Source organism: Rhodopseudomonas sp. NSM, from assembly GCF_052445935.1.
Lineage (GTDB): Bacteria > Pseudomonadota > Alphaproteobacteria > Rhizobiales > Xanthobacteraceae > Rhodopseudomonas.
In genome coordinates, this window is record NZ_JBQTCH010000008.1 from 104385 (window position 1) to 128450 (window position 24066).

General features: G+C 63.9%; 22 protein-coding genes and 1 tRNA gene. 10 read left to right on the forward strand and 13 right to left on the reverse strand.

Annotated features, from left to right (window positions below; translation table 11 throughout):
* Positions 1–41: 41 nt before the first annotated feature.
* The 3 genes from ACTZWT_RS19655 to ACTZWT_RS19665 are packed head-to-tail and all read right to left on the reverse strand — an operon-like array spanning position 42 to position 3274.
* On the reverse strand, positions 42–1019 hold the full coding sequence (locus ACTZWT_RS19655) for a GDP-mannose 4,6-dehydratase (protein ID WP_444771369.1): 978 nt from the start codon (positions 1017–1019) through the stop codon (positions 42–44).
* Positions 1020–1030: 11 nt separating this feature from the next.
* The gene (gmd, locus tag ACTZWT_RS19660) at positions 1031–2011 is read right to left on the reverse strand and encodes a GDP-mannose 4,6-dehydratase (RefSeq protein WP_444771370.1); all 981 of its coding nucleotides are present in this window, start codon (positions 2009–2011) and stop codon (positions 1031–1033) included.
* Between the two features lie 24 nt (positions 2012–2035).
* Positions 2036–3274: a class I SAM-dependent methyltransferase gene (locus ACTZWT_RS19665; RefSeq protein WP_444771371.1), complete on the reverse strand. Its 1239-nt coding sequence runs from the start codon at positions 3272–3274 to the stop codon at positions 2036–2038.
* 421 nt (positions 3275–3695) lie between these two features.
* On the opposite strand from ACTZWT_RS19665, the gene ACTZWT_RS19670 reads away from it, so the two are divergent.
* Both ACTZWT_RS19670 and wecB read left to right on the forward strand, forming a co-directional pair.
* Positions 3696–5261, forward strand: a complete 1566-nt coding sequence (locus ACTZWT_RS19670; RefSeq protein ID WP_444771372.1) for a hypothetical protein — start codon at positions 3696–3698, stop codon at positions 5259–5261.
* 1 nt (position 5262) lies between these two features.
* On the forward strand, positions 5263–6390 hold the full coding sequence (wecB, locus tag ACTZWT_RS19675) for a non-hydrolyzing UDP-N-acetylglucosamine 2-epimerase (RefSeq protein ID WP_444771373.1): 1128 nt from the start codon (positions 5263–5265) through the stop codon (positions 6388–6390).
* Positions 6391–6408: 18 nt separating this feature from the next.
* Here the strand turns inward: wecB and ACTZWT_RS19680 are convergent, their stop codons facing one another.
* The 4 genes from ACTZWT_RS19680 to cysD form a co-directional block, all read right to left on the reverse strand.
* Positions 6409–7275, reverse strand: coding sequence for a class I SAM-dependent methyltransferase (locus ACTZWT_RS19680; RefSeq protein WP_444771374.1), 867 nt, complete (start codon positions 7273–7275; stop codon positions 6409–6411).
* 123 nt (positions 7276–7398) lie between these two features.
* Positions 7399–8226, reverse strand: coding sequence for a hypothetical protein (locus ACTZWT_RS19685; protein ID WP_444771375.1), 828 nt, complete (start codon positions 8224–8226; stop codon positions 7399–7401).
* A 72-nt stretch (positions 8227–8298) separates the two neighbouring features.
* A complete protein-coding gene (cysC, locus tag ACTZWT_RS19690; protein ID WP_444771376.1) occupies positions 8299–10191 on the reverse strand; it encodes an adenylyl-sulfate kinase in 1893 nt (630 codons plus the stop codon).
* Positions 10191–11075, reverse strand: coding sequence for a sulfate adenylyltransferase subunit CysD (cysD, locus tag ACTZWT_RS19695; protein WP_444771377.1), 885 nt, complete (start codon positions 11073–11075; stop codon positions 10191–10193). The genes cysC and cysD overlap by 1 nt, the downstream gene beginning before the upstream one ends.
* Before the next feature lie 361 nt (positions 11076–11436).
* Here cysD and ACTZWT_RS19700 point away from each other — a divergent pair, with 361 nt between their 5' ends.
* Together ACTZWT_RS19700 and ACTZWT_RS19705 are read left to right on the forward strand one after the other, a co-directional pair.
* Positions 11437–12933: a phosphomannomutase/phosphoglucomutase gene (locus tag ACTZWT_RS19700; protein ID WP_444771378.1), complete on the forward strand. Its 1497-nt coding sequence runs from the start codon at positions 11437–11439 to the stop codon at positions 12931–12933.
* A 116-nt stretch (positions 12934–13049) separates the two neighbouring features.
* Entirely contained in the window at positions 13050–14243 is a 1194-nt protein-coding gene (locus ACTZWT_RS19705; RefSeq protein WP_444771379.1) for a CaiB/BaiF CoA transferase family protein, read from the forward strand.
* Positions 14244–14258: 15 nt separating this feature from the next.
* On the opposite strand, the gene ACTZWT_RS19710 is transcribed toward ACTZWT_RS19705, so the two are convergent.
* Positions 14259–14660 (reverse strand): hypothetical protein, encoded by a 402-nt coding sequence (locus ACTZWT_RS19710; protein WP_444771380.1) that lies wholly within the window; start codon positions 14658–14660, stop codon positions 14259–14261.
* 248 nt (positions 14661–14908) lie between these two features.
* On the opposite strand from ACTZWT_RS19710, the gene ACTZWT_RS19715 reads away from it, so the two are divergent.
* On the forward strand, positions 14909–15250 hold the full coding sequence (locus tag ACTZWT_RS19715) for a hypothetical protein (RefSeq protein WP_444771381.1): 342 nt from the start codon (positions 14909–14911) through the stop codon (positions 15248–15250).
* A 31-nt stretch (positions 15251–15281) separates the two neighbouring features.
* Here ACTZWT_RS19715 and ACTZWT_RS19720 read toward each other — a convergent pair whose 3' ends face one another.
* The 4 genes from ACTZWT_RS19720 to msrA all read right to left on the reverse strand — a co-directional run bounded on the left by ACTZWT_RS19720 (position 15282) and on the right by msrA (position 17193).
* Positions 15282–15572, reverse strand: a complete 291-nt coding sequence (locus tag ACTZWT_RS19720) for a hypothetical protein (RefSeq protein ID WP_444771382.1) — start codon at positions 15570–15572, stop codon at positions 15282–15284.
* A 182-nt stretch (positions 15573–15754) separates the two neighbouring features.
* Entirely contained in the window at positions 15755–15919 is a 165-nt protein-coding gene (locus tag ACTZWT_RS19725) for a DUF3309 family protein (protein WP_444771383.1), read from the reverse strand.
* A 118-nt stretch (positions 15920–16037) separates the two neighbouring features.
* The gene (msrB, locus tag ACTZWT_RS19730) at positions 16038–16451 is read right to left on the reverse strand and encodes a peptide-methionine (R)-S-oxide reductase MsrB (protein ID WP_444771384.1); all 414 of its coding nucleotides are present in this window, start codon (positions 16449–16451) and stop codon (positions 16038–16040) included.
* A 31-nt stretch (positions 16452–16482) separates the two neighbouring features.
* The gene (gene msrA / locus ACTZWT_RS19735; RefSeq protein WP_444771385.1) at positions 16483–17193 is read right to left on the reverse strand and encodes a peptide-methionine (S)-S-oxide reductase MsrA; all 711 of its coding nucleotides are present in this window, start codon (positions 17191–17193) and stop codon (positions 16483–16485) included.
* A 241-nt stretch (positions 17194–17434) separates the two neighbouring features.
* On the opposite strand from msrA, the gene ACTZWT_RS19740 reads away from it, so the two are divergent.
* From ACTZWT_RS19740 to ACTZWT_RS19755, 4 genes are all read left to right on the forward strand, one after another.
* A tRNA-OTHER gene (locus tag ACTZWT_RS19740) sits at positions 17435–17510 on the forward strand.
* 168 nt (positions 17511–17678) lie between these two features.
* Positions 17679–21008, forward strand: coding sequence for a carbamoyl-phosphate synthase large subunit (gene carB / locus ACTZWT_RS19745; RefSeq protein WP_444771386.1), 3330 nt, complete (start codon positions 17679–17681; stop codon positions 21006–21008).
* 232 nt (positions 21009–21240) lie between these two features.
* Positions 21241–21717 (forward strand): transcription elongation factor GreA, encoded by a 477-nt coding sequence (gene greA / locus ACTZWT_RS19750; protein WP_322513849.1) that lies wholly within the window; start codon positions 21241–21243, stop codon positions 21715–21717.
* Between the two features lie 206 nt (positions 21718–21923).
* Positions 21924–22331: a DoxX family protein gene (locus ACTZWT_RS19755; RefSeq protein ID WP_444771387.1), complete on the forward strand. Its 408-nt coding sequence runs from the start codon at positions 21924–21926 to the stop codon at positions 22329–22331.
* A gap of 27 nt (positions 22332–22358) precedes the next feature.
* Here the strand turns inward: ACTZWT_RS19755 and ACTZWT_RS19760 are convergent, their stop codons facing one another.
* The gene (locus tag ACTZWT_RS19760) at positions 22359–22841 is read right to left on the reverse strand and encodes an Lrp/AsnC family transcriptional regulator (protein ID WP_322513851.1); all 483 of its coding nucleotides are present in this window, start codon (positions 22839–22841) and stop codon (positions 22359–22361) included.
* Between the two features lie 259 nt (positions 22842–23100).
* Between ACTZWT_RS19760 and trxB the strand changes: the two genes are divergently transcribed.
* Entirely contained in the window at positions 23101–24066 is a 966-nt protein-coding gene (trxB, locus tag ACTZWT_RS19765) for a thioredoxin-disulfide reductase (RefSeq protein WP_444771388.1), read from the forward strand.

The following is a 24066-nucleotide window of genomic DNA, read 5'->3' on the forward strand; positions in this document are numbered from 1 at the left end:
AGCACCGCTTTTTCGGAACACAAACCGCCCCGGCCGCCCCGCTAAGCGCGATCAGGTCTCTCGCGCCAATAATTGAGCACGTTCCGGATGGTCTCGTCCCACGACCGCCTCGGCTCCCAATCCAGCAGCTCTTTGGCGCGGTCGGCATTGCCGACGATCAGCGGCGTATCGTTCACCCTGACCCTGCTCGGATCCGACCGAACCTCGATCCGGACCTGAGATTGCGCCAGCATCAATTCGAGCACGCTGCGGACGGTCCGCGCCTGACCGGATGCGAGGTTGATGGCGCATCCCTGCGGCAGACGATCGAATTCGAGCAGAGCCTTGACGTAGGCGTCCGCGACGTCGCGAACGTCTAGGAAGTCGCGTCGGGTGTCGATGTCGCCGACATTGATCACGGGTTCCTGTTCGCCGCGTTCGATCCGGGCGATCTGCGCCGCGAAAGCGGGCACGACGAACTTCTCGCTCTGCCCGGGCCCGGTATGGTTGAACGGACGCATCCGGATCGCGCGTAGCTGCAGCCGCGCCATCTGCCCGAGCATGATGTCGGCGGCCGCCTTCGCCGCGCCGTAGGAATTCGTCGGATCGAGCATCGCGGTCTCGTCGACGGGCAGCCCTTTATTGAACGTCGCCCCGTAGACCTCGGCGCTGCTGCAATGGACCAGCCGGCTGCCGGGGCAGAAGTCACCGATCGCGAGGGCGATGTTGAACGTGCCGCCGAAATTGACGGCCCAGGCGCCCCGGGTGTCGCGCGAGGCGTCGGTGACGGCCGAGATCGCTGCCAGATGCAGGATATGCGTCGGACGTTCGCGCCGAAGCAGATCGTTGACGGAATCGGTATCCGTCACGTCGAGCGACGCCGATCGGATATCGCCGCTGACGACCTCGGGCTGGGCGCGATCCGCAATCAATATCTCGCTGCCGGCCGGCAGAGCCCGCGTCAACGCCTCGACGACCCATTGGCCGACGAAGCCGCCGCCGCCGGTAATCAGTACCTTGATCGCCTCGACTTGCGACACTGAACCGCCCGTTACGTCCGTACGTTGCGAAGGCGAGCCAGATCCGCATCGACCATTTCGCGAATCATCTCCTCGAGCGTGATCTTTGCGGACCAGCCGAGCTTTTCCTTGGCTTTCGCCGGATTGCCGAACAGCACGTCGACTTCGGCGGGCCGGAACAATGCCGGGTCGATCTTGAGGTATCTTTCCATTTCGAGATCGACATGGGAGAAGGCGATCCGGCACATGTCGCGAACGGTCGTCGTCCGCCCGGTGGCGATCACGTAGTCGTCCGGCTTGTCCTGCTGCAGCATCAGCCACATCGCCTGGACGTATTCCTTCGAGTGACCCCAGTCGCGCTTGGCGTCGATATTTCCCAGCCGCAACTCGTCGGCCAGACCGAGCTTGATCCGCGCGACGCCATCCGTGACCTTGCGCGTGACGAATTCGATGCCACGTAGCGGCGACTCGTGATTGAACAGGATGCCGCTGCTGGCATGCATGCCGTAGCTCTCGCGGTAGTTCACCGTCATCCAGTGCGCATACAGCTTGGCGACCGCATACGGAGAGCGCGGATAGAACGGGGTCCTCTCCGATTGCATCTCTTCCTGAATCATCCCGTACATTTCCGAGGATGACGCCTGATAGAAGCGAGCCTCGGGACGTTCGAGACGGATCGACTCGAGAACGTTGGCGGCGCCGAGACCGGTGACGGTCCCGGTCAACAGCGGTTGATTCCACGACGCCTTCACGAACGACTGCGCGCCGAGATTGTAGACCTCGTCCGGCTTCACTTCGCGAATGATGCGGATCAGCGACGAGAGGTCGATGAGGTTGCCGTCGACTTCGCGGATATCCTTGTGAATGTTCAGCCAGCGCAGCTTCGCATCGACCACGTCGGCGGCGCTGCTGCGGCGCATCAGGCCGTGGACTTCGTATCCCTTGCCGAGCAGGAACTGCGCGAGATAGGCGCCGTCCTGCCCGGTAATGCCGGTAATAAGTGCACGCTTCATTGAGAATACCTGCCCGCGGGACCGTTAAAGAATTTCGATTTCAGGGAACGGGAAAATCATCTTGCCGCCGCTGTTCAAAAATTCCTGCTCGCGTGCGACGATGCCCTCCTTGAAGTGCCACGGCAGCACGAGGAAATAATCGGGCTTCATCGCCTTGGCCTCGGCCTCGGAGATGATCGGGATGTGCGAGCCCGGGGTGAACGAACCGAACTTGTCCGGATTGACCTCGGCGATCGCGATCACGTCCTTGCTGGTGATACCGCAGAACTGCAGAACGACGTTGCCCTTGGTCGACGCGCCGTAGCCGATGATCTTCTTGCCGTCGGCGACCAGCGAGCGCAGCAGGCGCGTCAGGTCCGAGCGGTGGCGGTAGACCCGCTCCTCGAAATCACGGAACGGACGCGGCGTGCCGAGACCCATCCGCTCCTCCTGGCCGAGCAGCCACTCGATCACCGCCTGGTTGCTTCGGATCGGATTGCTGCGCTTGGCCGCCGTGACGGCGAAGCTGCCGCCGTTCACGGCGTTCATCTGCACGTCGACGATCTTCATGTCGACGGCGTCGAGAATCTGCTTCACGACGCCGAGCGAGTAGTATTCGAGATGCTCGTGGCAGATCGTGTCGTAGCTGCTCATCCGCAGCATCGACGGCATGTAGCTCTGCTCGAAATGCCAGATGCCGTCGTCGGCGAGGCTTTCCGCAACCTGGCGCGCGAAGTCGATCGGCGACTCCAGATCGTAGAACATCGCGATCGACGTGATGATGCGGGCCGGCTTGGCGCCGGTGGACTTGAACGCCTCGGCCGAGAAGAAGTCCGGCACCAGGACAAGGTCGTCCTTGTAGTACTGGCGGAATTTGTGACCGGTGGGATCGATGCCGATGCGCTTCAGCGACGGCGTCGTGTAGGCCGACAGCGAGGTCGCGTCGTTCGATCCGATATCGACGACCACGTCGCCGGGCGACAGATTGGCCAGCTTTTCCAGGCCGTGGATCTTCTGCACCAGATGGCGAACCATCGATTGGTTCAAGCCGGAGCGATAACCGTAGTTCTCGCCGTACATCTCGCCGGCATCGTAGGAATGCGCGAGTTGCAGCAGGCCGCTGTCGGAGCACCAAACCAGTTCGAGCGGTCCCGCCGTGATGTTCTCGTCCACCGATTTGGGGAACACGCCGGTGAGCACCTGCTTGCCGAGATTGAGAACGGAGACGAGATTCTCGCTTCCCGAGATTCTGCACTTGTCGATCTTGCGGTAACTCACGGTCACGTAGACGCCTCCTGAAAGCGCGGATCTTCCATATCGAACAACTAATCGATTGTGCCGTCGGGCTGGATCGGGGCGATTGATATAGATTCTGCCGGCACGACACAAGGCTCCGCAGCCATTATAAATGCCGAATTGTTTCAACCTCTTACCGCCGATCTCGTTTGGCGATGCAGTTATGATACACACCTGATGATTCGCGCGGCAGCCGCTCTTCGGAAACGGCCGCCGCTGCGATCGCCCGGTGCACGCAACACCGCCGCAACCGCTTCCGCGCCCCGAAGCGGCCTCGATCCGCGGGCCCGTTGCGCCGATCGGTCGCTGACGCCGTCCTCGATTCCGCGGCGATATTGCCAATATCATTGAAATGGCATTCACTGCCGACCTTCCGCGGGGCGTCGAAGCGCGAGTTGCTGTCAGTATCATGATCAATTGCCTGTTCGGCCCCGAGATGGCCCTTGAAGAGGAGCTTCTCTCGCGGGCCATGGTGCGCAGCTTCACGCGAGGTCAGGTTCGGGCGTGGCGCGGGGACTGGCCCGACATCGGCCCGGGCAGCGTCGTGCTTGCGGTATCACCAGACGACAGCAAGGCGGATTATTTCCGCGCCCTGATCGGCCGCGGCGCCAAGCTGATGCTGTTCGGCTCGCTCGGGTCCGCGATCGCGGAACTCGCCGGTATCGAGGTCGGCCCGATCGACGCCGGGCTCGCCCATGTGGCGAGCTGCGCGCCGGCCGCCGTTCAGCAGAGCAGCGAGAGCGCCGGCGCCATCCGGTATGCCGGCCGCGGCCTGGGGGCGTCGTCGCCGCTGCGCGTGCGACGGCTGTGCCGGTTCGATTTCGCCGATGAATGGAACAATCTCGGATACGGCCGGATCGGCATCGGGGCCGATCCCTGGTCGATCGGATCGCTGGCGCGGCCGGTGCAGGCGGGCGCTGTCGCCGTGCTCGACTGTGGCGGCCCCGAGGCCGCCGGCGCGATCGCGACGCTGCGCGATTTGCCGGCCTCCGCGGTGCTGTGGTTCGCCCGGCCGCTGGGCCCGATCGACGGGCCGGACTGGCAGATCGTCGAAACCTTCGTGTCGCACTATCGACACACCGAATTGCCGTGCCGTCCGCATCTGCGCGACGTGCCGCACGGCGTCGGCGCCGCGGTGACGATGCGGCTCGATTGTGACGAGGATGTTGCGTCGGCGCGGCCGCTGTTCGAGCTCTACCGACAGCAGCGCGTCCCACTGTCGCTGGCGATCAAGACCGACCAGCCGGAGCGCGCCGAGCATCTGGCGCTGCTGCGCGAGCTGCGCGCGGCCGGCGGCTCGATCCTGTCGCATTCGGTGAGCCACGCGCCGCGCTGGGGCGGCACGGCCGACGCCGCGGAAGCCGAGGCCAGAGATTCGAAACACTGGCTGGAGAGCCGCATCCCCGGCCTGACCGTGCGCTATGCCGTCTCGCCGTTCCACCAGAACCCGACCTACGTCCCGGCGGCACTGGCGCGAGCCGGCTATGACGGCTTCGTCGGCGGCATCATCGCCAACGATCCGGAATATCTGATGGCGCGTGGCGGCGAAGCGCCCTACGGCCCGGCGGGCTTCGTTTCGCACAGCCAGTCCTGCATGCTGCATGGCGACTGCATGCTGGCGGAAGGAGACCGCCTGCAGGTCTTCAAGGACGCCTTCCGGACCGCCAGGGCCGGCTCGCAATTCTTCGGATTTCTCGACCACCCGTTCTCCGAACGCTACGCCTATGGCTGGCAGAGCGAGCAGGATCGGCTGTCCGCCCACAGCGAATTCCTGGCCACCATCGTCCGCGACTGCGACGACGCCGGCGAGCGGCTGCTGTTCGTCAATGAAGAGACCTGCCTGGACTTCATGCGGGACAAGGCGTCGGCGATGATCGCATACGACCCCGCGAAGGCTTCCTTCTCCGTCTCCCGAGGGCGTGCGACAGACCTGCCGCTGTCGATCGGTTTCGGCGGCAGCAACCAGGCCGCCTGACATGACAAAGACCATAATGGTGGTGTTCGGCACCCGCCCGGAGTGCATCAAGCTCGCGCCGGTGATTGCCGAATTGCGGTGCCGGCCGGCGCAGTTCGACACCTTCGTCTGCGTGTCGGGCCAGCACCGCGAGATGCTGCAGCAAACGCTCGACGCGTTCGGCCTCGTTCCCGACCAGGATCTGGCGGTGATGCGCCCCGACCAGGATCTCACGGAACTCGCGGCGGTGCTGATCACCCGGCTGGCCGACACGATGCGCACGGTGAAGCCGGACCTGGTGCTGGTGCAGGGCGACACCACCACCGCCTTCGCCGGCGCGCTGGCGGCGTTCTATCAGCGTATCCCGGTCGGCCATGTCGAGGCCGGGTTGCGGTCGTATCGTCGTTACAATCCGTTCCCGGAAGAAGGCAATCGCAAGCTGATCGGCGCGCTGGCCGACCTGCATTTCGCCCCGACCCGGCGCGCCGCCGACGCGCTGCTGCGCGAGGGCATCGATCCCGGCCTGATCCACCTCACCGGCAACACGGTGGTCGACGCCCTGCTGGATCTCGACGCCCGCCTCGCCGCACCGACCGGCCGCGCGATGATCTCGCCGCAAATCCACGACATCACCGCGGCGCCGGGCGACATCGTGCTGATCACCTGCCACCGCCGCGAAAGCTTCGGCGACGATCTCGCCGCGATCTGCCGGGCGATCCGCCGGATCGCGCGCGCGCACCCGCGGCTGCGCTTCGTGTTTCCGGTGCACCTCAATCCCAACGTGCGCGCGCAGGTGATGCCGCTGCTCGGCGACACCGGCAACATCCTGCTGCTCGACCCGCTCGGCTACATCGACTTCGTCTACCTGCTGGCCCGCTCGGTGCTGGCGCTGTCGGATTCCGGCGGCATTCAGGAAGAGGCGCCGAGCTTCGGCGTTCCCGTGCTGGTGTTGCGCACGACCACCGAACGGCAGGAAGGCATCGACGCCGGCTTCGCCGAACTGGTCGGCGCCGACGAAGACCTGATCGTCGCCCGCGCATCGGCCCTGCTGCAAACCCCCGACCGACGCCTCGCCGGCAAGGCGAACCCCTACGGCGACGGCACGGCGAGCGCGCGGATTGTGGAGGTGATCACGACCAGTTGGACGTGATCCAAGCGACCAAGGGGATCAACGGAACGCGTGAACGAGATGACGCGGCTCTCCGTTCTCGGGTCCAACCGGCCCCTCCAGAGTTTCAAATCGCGTAAAACCGTTCTTCTCCAGGATCGCAGTGATACATGACAGGTTTGGGTACCAGTAAGTCGTATCGTCTCCATTGAGGCCCTCGACATACGCCATCGAGGGACTCGCCGTCCCATTGTTCCTGGTGTGTGTGAAGACGATCAACTGATCTGCCGCCATCTCGGCCGCCTTGCGCAGTCCGCCCAACGGATCGACGAGATGGTAGAGCACTCCGAGAAACAGCACGACGTCGAACGTCCCGTGCTGCGCCGGATCGAGCTGGAACAGGTCGACTTCAGCAGTCCGAACTTTCGAATTGAGCTCGGCATGAGCAAAATCGAAGCCGGCTTTCGTCCCCCACCCCGGGCCGCCCCAGCAGAACCAATCGGTCGCCAAAACATCCGAAGCACCGCGCCGTTCAGCCTCGAAAGAATAATACCCATCCCACGCGCCGATATCGAGCACCGACTTTCCGCGAACGGAATGCTTAAAGACCAGTTCGGCGACTTGGTCCTGCTGCTGCATCCCGTTGGTGACGAACCCATCGGACAGTCTGATGGAATGAAACCAGTGCAATCGTTCGGCGGGATGAACGGTGCTCTTGATCGTAGACAGCACCCTGTTCCTGCTATCGTCATCACGGTTGGCAAACTCCTCGCTCCCCGCAAGGATGTACATCAACCGCCCTTTCGTCATCTTGTAGGGAACGATCAGCGATCCGAAATGGTCAAGCCCGGCCTGATCAACCGGACGCCCCAGAACCTCCCTGTAAACGCCATCGATTTCATCGCGATTGATCAGCACGTGATTCATGGGGGCTTGACCTCTTATTTCGCCAGCGCATCAACTCGCTTTTCCAGTGAACCGCTTGTCTGTCAAGTTTCCCATCGCTTCTCGTCGTTGCTCCGCGACTGGCATCGGGCCGCCGCTTGCCCGTCAATCACCAAGCGATCTCACCCAATCGACGAGCTTCACGTCCTCGGCATTCAACTCCCGCAGCATACTCCTGCACTTCTCGGTGATGCCATCCGCATAGCCGTCGCGGCCGATATTGACACGCGGCAGTTGTGTCGCGGCAACACCTGCTTTCCCGCACATCCTGACAAACATCTTCTCGGATTGGGCGATATCACCGATGATCCAGGCGTTGGACGCAATCTCGGCGACCGCCGCAGCGAAGGTGGGTTCGCTCCCGATCAGTTTGCATTGCTGATTTGCGACGAGATCGACAAATCCTTGCGACCGCCGCAACGCTCCTTCGAGATCGAGATCCAGGATTTCGTCGCGTATGGGGTGAGACGTCGAGAACGGCGACTTCATGAAATCGAACAGGGAAATCGCCCTCGCGACGGGATCTCGGAGGACCGCGGCAAAGACTCCGTCGTCGCCGATCTTCTCACGAAACTCGGTCCGGGAAATGTGACCACCGATGGCCGCGAAGCCGGTCAGTTCGTCACCGGTGCGATGCTCGAAGGCATCGAACGGCTCCGTTTCACCCCGCCAATACAGCCCGCCGGGACCCAGCGCCTTCTGCAGGCCGACCAGCATCGAGGAGCCCGCCGTCTTGTGGATGTGGACGAAGCACAACGGGCGCCATCCGCTCCTCCGGCGAAACTCGGCCGAGCGCGTCAGGGACTCGACCCAGGGCCACAGCTCGCTTCCGCTGTCGATGTGGCTTTGAATCGCCCGCTCGCTTTCGGGTTCGCGCCCGAGAATGACTTTGTAGCCGGACACGACGTCGTCCCGGGTGACCTTGTGAATCATGCTCGCGCTCCTCGATCGGCAATGCCGGCAATCTGAAAAATGGAATGGCGTCATCGGCGACGCCGATGGCTGTCAAAAAACGCTGTCGGCCGCGCCCGTGCCGATCATCGACATGATCTTCGCCACGCACGCGTCGGGGCCGATGTCGATGGTGCGAACGTGAATGTCGGGATCGAGCGGCGCCTCGTAGACGCTGTCGATCCCGGTGAAATTCCGCAGCTTGCCGCCGCGGGCCAGCGCATAGAGCCCCTTGGAATCCCGCCTCTCGCATTCTTCGAGCGGGGTATCGACGAATATCTCCTTGAACGCATCCGGCGGAAACAGCTCGCGCGCCATCTGCCTTTCGCTCCGGTACGGCGAAATGAAACTCACCAGCACGATCAACCCGGCGTCGACCATCAGCTTCGCGACTTCGGCCACCCTCCGAATGTTTTCGACGCGGTCCGCCTCCGTGAAGCCGAGATCACGATTGAGGCCGTGACGGACGTTGTCGCCGTCGAGCAGATAAGTGTGCCGACCCTCGGCGTTGAGGCGCTTGTCGAGGAGATTGGCGATCGTCGACTTCCCCGCGCCCGACAATCCGGTGAACCAGAGACACTGCGGATTCTGATACTTCTGCCGCGCGCGACTGACGGACGACACTTCGAGCGTCTGCCAATGCAGGTGATGAGCGTCACTCAGCGCGGCGTCGATGATACCCGCCCCGACCGTCTCGAAGGTCGATTTGTCGATCAGAACAAAGCCGCCAAGCGCCCGATTGGCGGTGTAGGGCTCGAACGCGATCCTGGCGTTGGCGGACAGCGTGACCTGCGCGATCTCGTTCATGGCGATAGTCTTGGCCGCGATGCGATGTCCGGTGTTGATATCAACCCGGAACTTGATCTCGGTCACGATCGCCGTGGTTTCCGAGCAGGCCAGTTTCAGCAGATACTGCCGGCCGGGCACCATCGGGTGCTCGTGCATCCACAGCATCCGCGCCTCGAACTGGTCGTTCGCGTCGATCGGACAGTCCGCGGCCGCGATCACGGCGCCGCGGCCCGCATCCATCTCCTCGGTGAAGGTGAGCACGACGCAATCGCCGACGCCGGCGGTTTCGACCCGCTCGAAGCCTTTCTGGATTGATCCGATGCGCGTTCTGCAGGCCGACGGAGCGATCTGGACGACGTCGCCGACGCGAACATGACCGCCCGCGATCCGCCCACAATGGCCCCGACCATTCGGATGGTCTCTCATCACCCATTGCACCGGCATGCGGAAATGCCGCGGCGTCGACGTCTCGGCGTCGACCAGTTCGAGACATCTCAGGAGTGACGCCCCCTCGTACCACGGCATAGCGCCGCTGCGCTCCAGGATGTTGTCACCCAGCAATCCCGAGACCGGAACCGCATCGATCGAGGCGAAGCCGAGATCCGATGCAAAGGCGCCATACTGGCGAACGATGTCGTCGAACGTCGCCCGATCGAAGCCCACGAGATCCATCTTGTTGACGGCGAGCAGCACGCGGCTCACTCCCATCATCGCGGCGATCCGGCTGTGGCGCTTCGTCTGCGTCAGAATTCCTTTCCGCGCATCGACCAGCAACACCGCAAGCTCAGCGGTCGACGCCGCCGTCGCCATATTCCGGGTGTATTGTTCGTGCCCCGGCGTATCGGCGACGATGAAACGACGCTCGCTCGTGGCGAAGAAACGATACGCGACGTCGATCGTGATCCCCTGTTCGCGCTCGGCCTGAAGACCGTCCACCAGCATCGCGAGGTCGACCCCCTCGGTCCGCGAACCATATTTCGGGGATTCTTTCTTCAAAGCTTGAAACTGATCTTCGAAGACATTCCTGGAGTCGTAGAGCAGACGCCCGATCAGGGTGCTCTTGCCGTCATCGACGCTGCCGCAGGTCATGAAGCGGAGAACATCCTTGCGGATTCCGGCAGACCGGCCGGTTACTTCGTGGACTGCGGAGTCTTCCATCAGAAATAGCCCTCGCGCTTCTTCTGCTCCATCGAGCCGGCGCCATCGGAATCGATCAGGCGTCCACAGCGCTCCGAGGTCAGTGCAACCGCTGTTTCCGCGATGACGTGCGCGATGGTCGCCGCATTGCTTTCGATCGCCGCTGTGAGCGGCCAGCACCCCAGCGTCCGGAAACGCACCCGCCGGGTCTCCACGACCTCTCCGTCCCGGACGGGAAAGCGATCGTCGTCGACCATCAACAACTGTCCCTCACGCACGACCACCGGGCGTTCCGCGGCGAAGTACAAGGGTACGATGTCGATCCCCTCGGAGAGAATGTACTGCCAGATGTCCGATTCCGTCCAATTGCTCAGGGGGAACACCCGCATCGTCTCACCCGGCCGCGTATGGGTGTTGTACGAGGCCCACAGTTCAGGACGCTGCGCCTTCGGATCCCAACCATGGTTCCGCCCGCGCACCGAGAAGATACGTTCCTTGGCGCGACTCTTCTCTTCGTCCCGCCGCGCGCCCGCCACGGCAACGTCGAAATCATATTGATCGAGCGCGCGCCGCAGCGCCTGCGTCTTCATCACGTCGGTGAAGCGGGCGCTGCCATGCGTGAACGGGCTCATTCCCGCTGCCTCACCCTCGCAATTCTTATAGGTGATCAGGCGCAGCCGATGCTTGCTGATGATTCGGTCGCGATGGTCGTACATCGCCTTGAATTTCCACCCGGTGTCGATGTGAAGGAGCGGAAACGGAACCCGCGCGGGGAAGAAAGCCTTGCGAGCCAGGTGCAGAAGAACCGACGAATCCTTGCCGATGGAATACAGCATCACCGGATTGCGGGCCGTTGCACCGACCTCGCGCAGAATTTCGATAGCTTCCGACTCCAGATAGCTCACTGCAACTCGCCCCGTCCAATAGGGTTGAAAGTTATCGCGACCGCAACGCGGGGCGCAATCCTTCAATAGCACCAGAGCTAATCGTCGTTGGCGCAATGTGGTATTTCGATGTTGGCAAGCTGAAAGACTGCCGACTGTCCACGTTCCTGTTTGCACATTGGCTCAGTTCCACCCGATACTGGGAACAACGCGCGAGCGGGACAATTGCGCGGCCGACAACCTCCGGCTCCAACGACAGCGACGCGTGTTTCGGTCAAATTTGATCAATCGGCCGGAGCCCGCTGCATTCCGACTTTCCAACCGCAGCGACATTCGCTAAGGCATCCGCCCTGTCTGTCCCGTTGAGTGCAAGGCTTTCCCGATGTTTCCGACGCCCAAGCCGACCCTGCAGCCCAACACTTACGCTTATGAATCCGAGCCGATGGTGAAGCCGACCGGCTTTCGCGAATACGACGCGCGCTGGCTGTTCGGCAAAGAGATCAACCTGATGGGCGTGCAGGCGCTGGGCATGGGGCTCGGCACTCTGATCGCCGAACTGGGGCAGCGGCAGGAGATCGTCACCGGCCACGATTTCCGCGGCTATTCGGCGTCGATCAAATACGCGCTGATTTCGGGACTGATGGCGGCCGGCTGCAAGGTGCACGATATCGGGCTGGCGGTGACGCCGATGGCGTATTTCGCGCAGTTCGATCTCGACGTCCCCTGCGTCGCGATGGTGACCGCCTCGCACAACGACAACGGCTGGACCGGCGTCAAGATGGGCGCCAACCGGCCGCTGACATTCGGCCCGGACGAGATGGGGCGGCTGAAGGAGATCGTGCTCGGCGCGCAGTTCGCCAGCGGCGCCGGCTCCTACGTCTTTCACGAGAACTATCCGGCGCGCTATATCGCCGATCTGACCAGCCGCGTCCGCCTGAAGCGCAAGCTCAAGGTGGTGGTCGCCTGCGGCAACGGCACCGCCGGCGCGTTCGCGCCGCAGGTGATGGAAGCGATCGGCTGCGAGGTGATCCCGCTCGACACCGAGCTCGACCACACCTTCCCGAAATACAACCCGAACCCCGAAGACATGGAAATGCTGCACGCGATCCGCGACGCGGTGCTGCAGCACAAGGCTGACATTGGTCTCGGCTTCGACGGCGACGGCGACCGTTGCGGCGTGGTCGACGACACCGGCGAGGAGATCTTCGCCGACAAGGTCGGGGTGATGCTGGCGCGCGACATGTCGGCGATCACGCTCAACGCGCAGTTCGTGGTGGACGTGAAGTCCACCGGGCTGTTCGCGACGGACCCGGTGCTGCAGGCGCAGGGCGCGAAGACCGAATATTGGAAGACCGGCCATTCCTACATGAAGCGTCGCACCAACGAGTTGAAGGCGCTGGCCGGCTTCGAGAAGTCGGGCCACTTCTTCTTCAACACGCCGCCCGGCCGCGGCTATGACGACGGTCTGGTGTCGGCGATCGCGATCTGCGAGATGCTCGATCGCGCGCCCGGCAAGTCGATGTCGGACCTCAAGAACGCGCTGCCGAAGACCTGGTCGTCGCCGACGATGTCGCCGCATTGCGACGACGAGAAGAAATACGGCGTGATCGACGCGGTGGTGAAGCATTTCGAGGCGGCGCAGGCCAATGGCGACCAGGTCGCCGGCCAGCCGATCCGCGATCTCGTCACCGTCAACGGCGTCCGCGTCACCTGCGCGGACGGCAGCTGGGGGCTGGTCCGCGCCTCGTCGAACAAGCCCGAGCTCGTCGTCGTGGTCGAGAGCCCGGTGTCCGAAGCGCGGATGCACGAGATGTTCGAGGCGGTCAACGTCGTGCTGCGCCAGCATCCCGAAGTCGGCGCCTACAACCAGACGATCTGAGCCATCGCGGCCGAAGGAGCGTTTCCCGAGCTTGACGCGCCGGCCCGTGCGCCGGACTCTCTCGGCGGCGCTGCACGGCGCCGGCTGCTCGATCGACCGCACGCTCGGAGTTCCGGATGACCTTTCCTCGCGCCTCGCAGGCGCTTGCGCGCTTCACCGTGCTCGATCTGACGCGGGTTCGATCCGGGCCGACGGCGGTGCGGCAGTTCGCCGATTGGGGCGCCAACGTCATCAAGATCGGCGCGCTGACCGGCGATGCCACCGGCGAGCAGCCCGGCGGCCCGCGCCACGGCTCGGATTTCCAGAACCTGCATCGCAACAAGCGGGCGATGACGCTGGACCTGAAACAACCTCAAGGCCTCGCGGTGTTTCGCCGGCTGGTCGCCAAGGCCGATGTCGTGATCGAAAACTTCCGGCCCGACGTCAAGGCGCGTCTCGGCATCGACTATGAGAGCCTGCGCGCGATCAATCCGCGCATCATCCTCGGCAGCATTTCCGGCTTCGGTCAGGATGGCCCCTATGCCGGCCGGCCGGGCTTCGATCAGATTGCGCAGGGCATGGGCGGGCTGATGTCGATCACCGGCGCGCCCGGCGAAGGGCCGATGCGGGCCGGCATCCCGGTCGCCGATCTCACCGCGGGACTGTTCTGCGCGCTCGGCGTGATGACGGCGCTGCTGGAACGCGACGTCTCCGGCGAGGGCCAGTGGGTGCAGACCTCGCTGCTGCAGGCGCAGATCTTCATGCTGGATTTCCAGGCCGCGCGCTGGCTGATGGACGGCGAGGTGCCGCAGCAGGCCGGCAACAACCATCCGACCAGCATCCCCACCGGCGTCTTCAGAACCGCGGACGGTTACATCAACATCGCCACCACCGGCGGCAGGATCTGGCAGCGCTGCGCCGAAACGCTCGGCGCGCCCGAACTGATCAGCAACCCGGACTACGCGACCGCGCCGGCGCGCTCGACCAACCGCGACACGCTGAACGCCGACATCAACGCGCTCACAGAACGGCAGACCAGTGCGTATTGGGTCGAAACGCTGAACGCCGCCGGCGTTCCGTGCGGGCCAATCTACAGTGTCGATCAGATGTTCGATGACGAACAGGTCCGCCACCTCGGCATCGCACAGGACGTGCCCAATCCGGACGGCCGCACGATCCGGCTCGTCGGCCAGCCGGTGTCCTTGTCGCGCACGCCGACGCGTATGGCGGCCCGACCGCCGGAGTTCGGCGAACAGACCGACGAGGTGCTGGCAGAATTCGGCTTCAGCGGCGGCGAAATCGCTGCGCTCAGGCAGAACAAGGTGGTCTGAGCGCGGTGGACCAGGTCAGATCGGCTTGTAGCTTTCACGCGCGCACCAGTGCCCGGCATCGACCCGCTCGCGCCGTCCGACGCGCTCTTGATCGATGTTGACGAGGAACGTCTGAACACCGAGCGGCTGCCCCGTCACGCCAACCACCTCGCCTTTCACGCAAGTGTCCCATCCGCCGTATTTTCCGGCGACAGGGGGCGAGAAGCGGATATTCGTCGGCGAGGAGCCCTGCAGAAAAACCGCCGATAGATTCCCCTGCAGCAGCCTGCCCAGATCCGGCGGCGCCTCGGCGACCGGCTGCCGCGGACCCGGCTGCTTCATGAAATCAGGGACGAATCCGATATTGGCATCCACCGCGCAGCCACACAGGTGAACTGATACCAACAACGATGCGATAAGGCGGACGGATCGCGGCATAGGATCTTCCTAACCGGATCCCTGCACGATGAGAATTGAAATATGGATGCAGCGCTTCTGTGCCGCAGATCCTAATCTTCAGTGCCTAATCTTCGATCACCGCTGCACGGCGCCCTGCGCGATGTGTGTTGTCCGCGCGACACGGCTACGATCGAAGCCGCGCATCTTCGCTGACCCGCGTTGATTATCAGCGGCCGATTGATATAGGCAGCGGGAGTAACAGCATTCACCGGGGACATCGCAGATCGATGCGTAATCTTGCCGCCATGATCGGTTGTCTGGCACTGGCGTCATGCTCGGTCCTGGAAGCGATCCCGGAGCCGGCGAACCAGGCGCCGAGCATCACGACCGCGACCGCCGATATCAAGAGGATAGCAGGCGAAGCCAAACTGGCCGAACCTCTCGAAGTCGCAGGGCCGATCGAAGCCGAGCCTGCCACCGTCGCGCCGTGGATCGTCTGCGTGCGGAGTAGCTCGCCCGAACAATCCAGGCAGACCTACGCGCTTTTCTATCGCGACGTTAAATTTGTATCGTCGCGCCCCGCAGCGATCATAGATCGCTGCGAACAGCACTCCTTCGCACCGCTGTAGCCTTTGTCACAAGGCCGCGCTCGTCCTGCGATCAGGCGGCGTCTTCCTTGACGTCCTGCACGGCCTCGGGCTCGGCGACCGGCAGCTTGCGCTCGAGCGGGAAGGTTTCGCTCTCGTACAGCGAGCGGATGCCCTTCTGGTCGAACCGGGCTTCGTCGACCTGCAGATAGGCGCCGTTCAGCGAATCCGCCGGCAGTTCCTCGATGGCGAAACGCACCGCGTCGGCTGCATTGTCGAACCGGCGATAGGTGAAGCCGGCCCGCTTCTTTTTCCGGATCGCTGCGGGAAATAATTCGGCGGAAGTCTCGAAGCTGAATGCCATGACGCGACTAACCTTCTGACAAAATGGGTGAATCGGGCGCGTCAGCCGCGCCACTGCGGGCAGCCAGGCAACGCCCGATGGATGCACCATCAGATATAGGCATTCTGTGGAAAAATGCGACCCCGCCGGCGAACGCGCGAGCGCCGGCCGCGGCCGATCCCCTGCAGGAGCCGATGGCGGTATCAGACCTTGCCGAGCAGCAAGAGCACCAGAATCACGATCAAAACCACGCCGATCAGGCCGGTCAGGCCGTGGCCCTGGCCGTAGCCGTAACCGCCGAAGCGCTGGCTGAGGCCGCCGAGCATCAGGATGATCAGGACAACGATGAGAATGATTGCGATCGACATATCGCCCTCCCCGGCCGGGTGGCGGGGCGCGAGCGCCGCTCCGGCTCTGGAGAAATGATATGCCTGATCTCGGCGATTGCGACCCGCGCGCCGCGCCCGCTCCCCTCAGGGTGGGGGACTATCTCGGCTTCAGCTTCAGCGCGGCCGAATTGATGCAGTAGCGCAGCCCGTTCGGTCCGGGGCCGTCGGGAAAGACGTGGCCGAGATGGCCGCTGCAGCGCGAGCACATTACCTCGGTGCGGACCATGCCGTGGCTGACGTCGCGCTCCTCGTCGATATGGCCGTCAGCGGCCGGCGTGGTGAAGCTCGGCCAGCCGCAGCCGGAATCGAACTTCGCGTCGGACTCGAACAGAGTCTGGCCGCAGCCGGCGCAGACATAGGTGCCGGGGGTATGATCGTGGTCGTACTCGCCGGAAAACGGACGCTCGGTCGCCTTTTCGCGCAACACGGCATACTGCATCGGCGTCAGCTCCTTGCGCCACTCGGCCTCGCTCTTGGCGACCTTGCCGGGCATCGTCTTGGTATCGGTCATGGCAACTCCTGAACCTGTGGGCGACCCGCCGCTAGTTCGTGACCCTGGCGCTGCTCACCAGCGTCGGCTTTTCCAGATAGTCCTTCGGGAACAGCTTCTTCAGGTTGTCGATCTTCGGCAGATCATTATAGACGATATAGGGCTGGGTGGGATGCAGCGTCAGATAGTCCTGATGATACGCCTCCGCGGCATAGAAGCCCTCCAGCGCGCCGACCTTGGTGACGATCGGCTTCTTGTAGACGCGCGCCGCATCGAGCTGCGCGATATAGGCGTCCGCGACCTTCTTCTGCTCATCGTTCAGGGTGAAGATCGCCGAGCGATACTGCGTGCCGGAATCCGGGCCCTGCCGGTTGAGCTGGGTCGGATCGTGCGCCACCGAGAAGAAGATCTGCAGCAGCTTGCCGTAGCTGATCTGCTTCGGGTTGTACTTGATCTCCACGGCCTCGGCATGGCCGGTGACGCCGGTCGAGATCGTCATGTAATTGGCGGTCGCCTTGCTGCCGCCGGAATAGCCCGACACGGCGTTGACGACGCCCGCGGTGTGCTGGAACACGCCCTGCACGCCCCAGAAACAGCCCCCCGCAAATACGGCAGTCTGGGTGCCGTCCGCCGGCTTGGCGTCGACCGCCGGCGGCGGGATCACCACCGCCTCCTCCGAGGCGAGCGCGGGTGCAAAGGCGGCGGACAGCGCCAGCGCGCCCAGGGCGGCGGCGCGACGAGCAAGACGGCTGATGGAGCGCATGGGCTTTCCTCGCGGATTCGATGGCATTGCGGGGACGGACGGCGGGCGGTTGCGGCCCGCGCCGTCACCCGCGGCTGTTCAAGATACGCAGCTCCGCGCCGATTGTTACGAAACGGGGGACACGAGTGCGTGAGGCCGCAGGCCGTGAGGGCTGCGCCCACCAGGCGGTCGGTTCCACAGCAAGTAAGGTTAACTCAGCTTCGCGCTGGATCGTCGGGCCGCGAAGCGCCACAGTGCGGTCGGCCCGGTGGCGGAAGATCAACGCGGGGGCGGTGCAACGCTCTTTTTTCCTGGTTCAAGTCCAGGCTGGGCCTCCAACACACCGAAATTGGTGGTTGACGGGCGGCTGTAAGCTCTTTCGCGGCCGCGGAAACTGGTCTAAGACACGGCCGCGCGCCTGGGAAGCCCGGCGCTTGTAGAACAAGGGACGCGCGGCTGCGCGCCCTTTTTTTGTGCCCGATTTCCGCCCGCGTCAGCGAGATTTGATGCCCAAACGTACAGACATCTCCACCATCCTCATCATCGGCGCCGGTCCCATCGTGATCGGCCAGGCCTGTGAATTCGACTATTCCGGAACTCAGGCGGTCAAGGCGCTGAAGCAGGAAGGCTACCGGGTCGTCCTGGTCAATTCCAATCCGGCCACGATCATGACCGATCCGGAATTGGCCGACGCGACCTATATCGAGCCGATCACGCCCGAGATCGTCGCCAAGATCGTCGAGAAGGAACGCTACGTCATTCCCGGCGGCTTCGCGCTGCTGCCGACGATGGGCGGCCAGACCGCGTTGAACTGCGCGCTCAGCTTGCGCAAGCTCGGCACGCTGGAGAAGTTCGACGTCGAAATGATCGGCGCCACCGCCGACGCCATCGACAAGGCCGAGGACCGCGAGCGCTTCCGCGAGGCGATGACCAAGATCGGCCTCGAAACGCCGCGCTCGCGCCAGGTCAAGAACCTGCCCGACGCGCTGCGCGCGCTCGACGAGATCGGCTTCCCGGCGCTGATCCGGCCGTCCTTCACGATGGGCGGCACCGGTGGCGGCATCGCCTACACCAAGGCGGAATTCATCGAGATCGTCGAGAGCGGCATCGATGCGTCGCCGACCAGCGAGGTACTGATCGAGGAATCCATCCTTGGCTGGAAAGAATACGAGATGGAGGTTGTCCGCGACAAGAAGGACAACTGCATCATCGTCTGCTCGATCGAGAATCTCGACCCGATGGGCGTGCACACCGGCGATTCGATCACGGTGGCGCCGGCGCTGACGCTGACCGATAAAGAATACCAGATCATGCGCGACGCCTCGCTGGCGGTGCTGCGCGAGATCGGCGTCGAGACCGGCGGTTCGAACGTGCAGTTCGCCGTCAATCCGGACGACGGCCGGCTCGTCGTGATCGAAATGAACCCGCGGGTGTCGCGCTCCTCGGCGCTGGCCTCGAAGGCCACCGGCTTCCCGATCGCCAAGGTCGCGGCAAAGCTCGCGGTCGGCTACACGCTCGACGAAATCGCCAACGACATCACCGGCGGCGCCACGCCGGCGGCGTTCGAGCCGACCATCGATTACGTGGTCACCAAGATTCCGCGCTTCGCCTTCGAGAAATTCCCCGGCGCCTCGCACAATCTGACGACCTCGATGAAGTCGGTCGGCGAGGTGATGGCGATCGGCCGCACCTTCCAGGAGAGCCTGCAGAAGGCGCTACGCGGCCTCGAGAGCGGCCTCACCGGCCTCGACGAGATCGAGATCGACGGGCTCGGCCGCGACGACGACAAGAACGCGATCCGCGCCGCACTCGGCACCCCGACGCCGAGCCGGCTGCTGCAGGTCGCGCAGGCGATGCGGCTCGGCTGGACCGATGACGAGATCTTCAATTCCTGCAAGATCGATCCGTGGTTCCTGGCGCAGTTGCGCGGCATCGTCGAGATGGAGAACAAGGTCCGCGCCAGCGGCCTGCCGGACCATGCGTTCGGAATGCGGACCTTGAAGGCGATGGGCTTCGCCGACGCCCGCCTCGCAGTGCTGGCCGGCACCACCGAGGCCGAGGTGAAGGCCATGCGCCGCGCGCTGGGCGTGCGTCCCGTGTTCAAGCGGATCGACACCTGCGCGGCGGAATTCGCCTCGCCCACCGCCTACATGTATTCGACCTACGAATCGCCGTTCGCCGGCCCCGCGTCGGACGAGAGCCACCCCTCGGCCAAGGACAAGGTGATCATCCTCGGCGGCGGCCCGAACCGGATCGGCCAGGGCATCGAATTCGACTATTGCTGCTGCCACGCCTGCTTCGCGCTGCACGACGCCGGCTATGAATCGATCATGGTCAACTGCAATCCGGAAACCGTGTCGACCGACTACGACACCGCGGACCGGCTGTATTTCGAGCCGCTGACCGCCGAGGACGTGCTCGAGATCATCGACACCGAGCGCAGCAACGGCACGCTGAAAGGCGTGATCGTGCAGTTCGGCGGCCAGACCCCTCTGAAGCTCGCGCGTGCGCTGGAAGCCGCCGACGTGCCGATCCTCGGCACCTCGCCGGACGCGATCGACCTCGCCGAGGACCGCGACCGCTTCAAGCGCATCCTCGACAAACTTCGTCTCAAGCAGCCGAAGAACGGCATCGCCTATTCGGTCGAGCAGGCCCGCCTGGTCGCCGCCGAACTCGGCCTGCCGCTGGTGGTGCGCCCGTCCTACGTGCTGGGCGGCCGCGCGATGCAGATCATCCGCGAGGACAATCAGCTCAGCGACTATCTGCTCGGCACCCTGCCCGAGCTGGTGCCCGGCGACGTCAAGGCGCGCTATCCGAACGACAAGACCGGCCAGATCAACACCGTGCTCGGCACCAATCCGCTGCTGTTCGACCGCTATCTGTCGGACGCCACCGAGATCGACGTCGACTGCCTGTGCGACGGGAAGGACACGTTCATCGTCGGCATCATGGAGCACATCGAGGAAGCCGGCATCCACTCCGGCGACTCGGCCTGCTCGCTGCCACCGCATTCGCTCGATGCGCCGATGATCGCCGAACTCGAACGCCAGACCCGCGAGCTCGCGCTGGGGCTCGACGTCGTCGGGCTGATGAACGTGCAGTATGCGATCAAGGACGGCGAGATCTACGTGCTCGAAGTCAATCCGCGCGCCTCGCGCACGGTGCCGTTCGTCGCCAAGGTGATCGGCATGCCGGTGGCGAAGCTCGCCGCAAGGATCATGGCCGGCGAGAAGATCGCCGACCTCGGTCTGAAGAAGCGCAAGCTCGACCATGTCGGCGTCAAGGAATCGGTGTTTCCGTTCGCGCGCTTCCCCGGCGTCGACACCGTGCTCGGCCCGGAGATGCGCTCGACCGGCGAGGTCATGGGGCTCGATCGCTCGTTCGAGATCGCCTTCGCCAAGAGCCAGCTCGGCGGCGGCACGCGCGTGCCACGCAAGGGCACGGTGTTCGTGTCGGTCCGCGAAAGCGACAAGACCCGGATCGCCGATGCGGTGAAGCTGCTGCACGAGGTCGGTTTCAATGTGATCGCAACCTCGGGTACCCAGCGCTATCTCAGCGACCACGGTATCCCGGCGGAAAAGATCAACAAAGTGCTGGAAGGCCGGCCGCACATCGTCGACGCCATCATGAACGGCGAGGTGCAGCTGGTGTTCAACACCACCGAGGGTCCGCAGGCGCTGGCCGACAGCCGGTCGTTGCGACGTGCTGCCCTCTTGCATAAGGTTCCGTATTACACCACTCTTTCCGGGGCCGTGGCCGCCGCAAAAGGAATCCGGGCCTATCTGGGCGGAGACCTTGAGGTTCGGACCCTGCAGAGCTATTTTTCCGAGACCTGATCATCACCGGGTGCGTGGCGCGCCCGGCAAACTGATTGGCAAACGACGCCGGCAGGACGGGAACCCGCCAGCATCTGGATTGTTTTATCCGGCGTTTCGCGGCGACCCAGGGTACGGCTGGAAGTATTCTCGGGGCACCGCTTTGGCGGTTCGCTCCCTTTTTGTAAGCTGACGACATCGCGGATGCGCAGACAGCGGCGCTCCGCGACGAATGCTGAAGGATGAAGGCAAGATGGTCGAAAAGGTACCGATGACGGCGGGCGGCTACGCCGCGCTTTCGGACGAATTGAAGCAGCGCCAGTCGGTGGATCGTCCGCGCATCATCGAGCATATCGCCGAGGCGCGCTCGCATGGCGACCTGTCCGAAAACGCGGAATATCACGCCGCCAAGGAAGAGCAGTCGCACAACGAGGGCCGCATCGCCGAGCTCGAGGACAAGCTGGCGCGCGCCGACATCATCGACATCAGCAAGCTCAGCGGCGACACCATCAAGTTCGGCGCCACCGTGACACTGATCGACGAGGATACCGAGAAGAAGGCGGTGTGGCAGATCGTCGGCGAAAACGAAGCGGACGCCAAGAAGGGCAAGATCTCGATCACCTCGCCGCTCGCCCGCGCGCTGATCGGCAAGACCAAGGGCACGTCGGTCGAGGTCGTCGCCCCGGGCGGCGCCAAGGCCTACGAGATCGCCAAGGTCGAGTGGCGCTGACGCCCGCTACTACGGCAGAACGATCGAGCTGAAGGCCGCCGCGGGCGGCCTTTTTGCTAAGCCGGGCCTGCTGTGGCGCGGGCCGGAGCGATCACGCGAGACGGAACTGAAATCACTTGTCCGTGTGGCTCATCCGCGGCGGATGGAAATTGCGCGCGCAGCCAAGTATCCACCGGCGATCACATCGTGCAGGGGGATCAACGAACGTGGACAGCTTCGCAGCCAAGTGGCAGCCTTTCGTCCTGAGCCTGTTTCGCTTCATCACCGGCCTGCTGCTGCTTCAGTACGGCATAGCGAAGCTGTTCAAATTTCCCGCCGTTCCCTACTTCGCCAATGTCGAACTGTTCTCGCTGATCGGGGCCGCCGGCACGCTCGAACTGGTGCTCGGTGCGCTGCTGATGCTCGGACTGTTCACCCGCCCGGTGGCGTTCATTCTCTCCGGCGAAATGGCGTTCGCGTATTTCCTCGGCCACATGTTCAAGGGCGAGACGCCGGTCTGGCTGCCGCTGCTGAACGGCGGCACCGCGGCGATCCTGTTCTGCTTCGCCTGTCTGTATCTGGCAACGGCCGGCGGCGGGCCGATCAGTCTCGACCGGGCGATCCGCTCACGCTGACACGGACAGCGTTGCGGTGGCGTCCGTTCAGGTCGCCGCCGCCTTCAATTCCAGCGGCACCGCCGGGGCATATTTCGAATTGCGCAGCACCAGCGAGGTCCGCACGTTGCGCACGTGCGGCGCGGCCGTCAGATGAGCGACGAAATTCTGGAATGTCGCCATGTCCGGCGCCACGCATTTCAGGATGAAGTCGACCTCGCCGGACAACATCCAGCATTCGCGGACCAGCGGCTCGTTGCGGACGAATTCCTCGAAGCCGCGCAAATCCGCTTCGGCCTGGCTCGACAGATGCACCGAGGCAAACACCGTCACGTCGAAGCCGAGCTGGGCCGGATCGAGCAGTCCGCGATAGCCCTGGATGTAACCTTCCTCTTCCAGCGTCCGGACCCGGCGCAGGCAGGGCGGCGGCGAGATGCCGACCCGCTTCGCCAATTCGACATTGGTGATTCGGCCGTCTTCCTGAATCTCCTGAAGGATCTTGAGGTCGATCTGATCGAGGCTCTTGGACACGCGGCGAAATCCCGTGTTGCGGTCTGGGCGGCAAATCGTCCCCCTCATAACGTACTTGTTCAAACATGCGCAATTTTATTTCGCGATGCTCACAACTCGTTTGCCAAACATGGTGGGAAATCCTGCACAGACGTGTTGCAAATCTTGCATAGCTCCCCAGATGACATAGACTTCCGAACGAAAAATCTTCCGCCCAACGGCGATGCCCCTGCCAGGCCAATTCCTGCTTCGCGCCGCCCTATCTCTGGGGAGCTGAAACGTGCCCAGTCGAGTCCAGGCTAAAGTTGTGATCATCGGTTCCGGGCCGGCCGGTTACACCGCCGCGATCTATGCGGCGCGAGCCATGCTCGAGCCGATCCTGATCCAGGGCATCCAGCCCGGTGGACAACTCACCATCACCACCGACGTCGAGAACTATCCCGGTTTTGCCGACGTCATCCAGGGCCCCTGGCTGATGGAGCAGATGGAGCGGCAGGCCCGGCACGTCGGGACCAGCATTGTGACCGACCTCGTCGTCGATCTGGACCTCAGCCAGCGCCCGTTCAGGCTGACCTGCGACAGCGGCGACGTCTACATCGCCGATACGGTGATCCTGGCCACGGGCGCGCAGGCGCGGTGGCTCGGCATTCCCTCGGAACAGACCTACAAGGGCTTCGGCGTCTCGGCCTGCGCCACCTGCGACGGCTTTTTCTATCGCGGCAAGGACGTCGTCGTGGTCGGCGGCGGCAACACCGCGGTCGAGGAAGCGCTGTTCCTGACCAACTTCGCCACCAGCGTCACCATCGTGCATCGCCGCGATCATTTCCGCGCCGAGCGCATCCTGCAGGACCGCCTGTTCAAGCACCCGAAAATCAAGGTGATCTGGGACAGCGCGATCGACGAGATCTGCGGCAGCGATGGCCCGACCAAGGTCACGCATGTGCGACTGAAGAACGTCAAGACCGGTGCACTCAGCGAGGTTCGCGCCGATGGCGTGTTCATCGCCATCGGTCACGCGCCGGCGACCGAACTGGTCAAGGACCAACTCAGGCTGAGGCCGTCCGGCTACGTCGAGGTCGCGCCGAACTCCACCGCGACCTCGGTCCCCGGCGTGTTCGCCGCGGGCGATGTCGCCGATGAAACCTATCGCCAGGCCGTCACCGCTGCGGGCCTCGGCTGCATGGCCGCGCTGGAGGCCGAGCGCTTCCTCGCGCTGCGGGCCAGCGAACGCGAGGCGGCGGAGTAG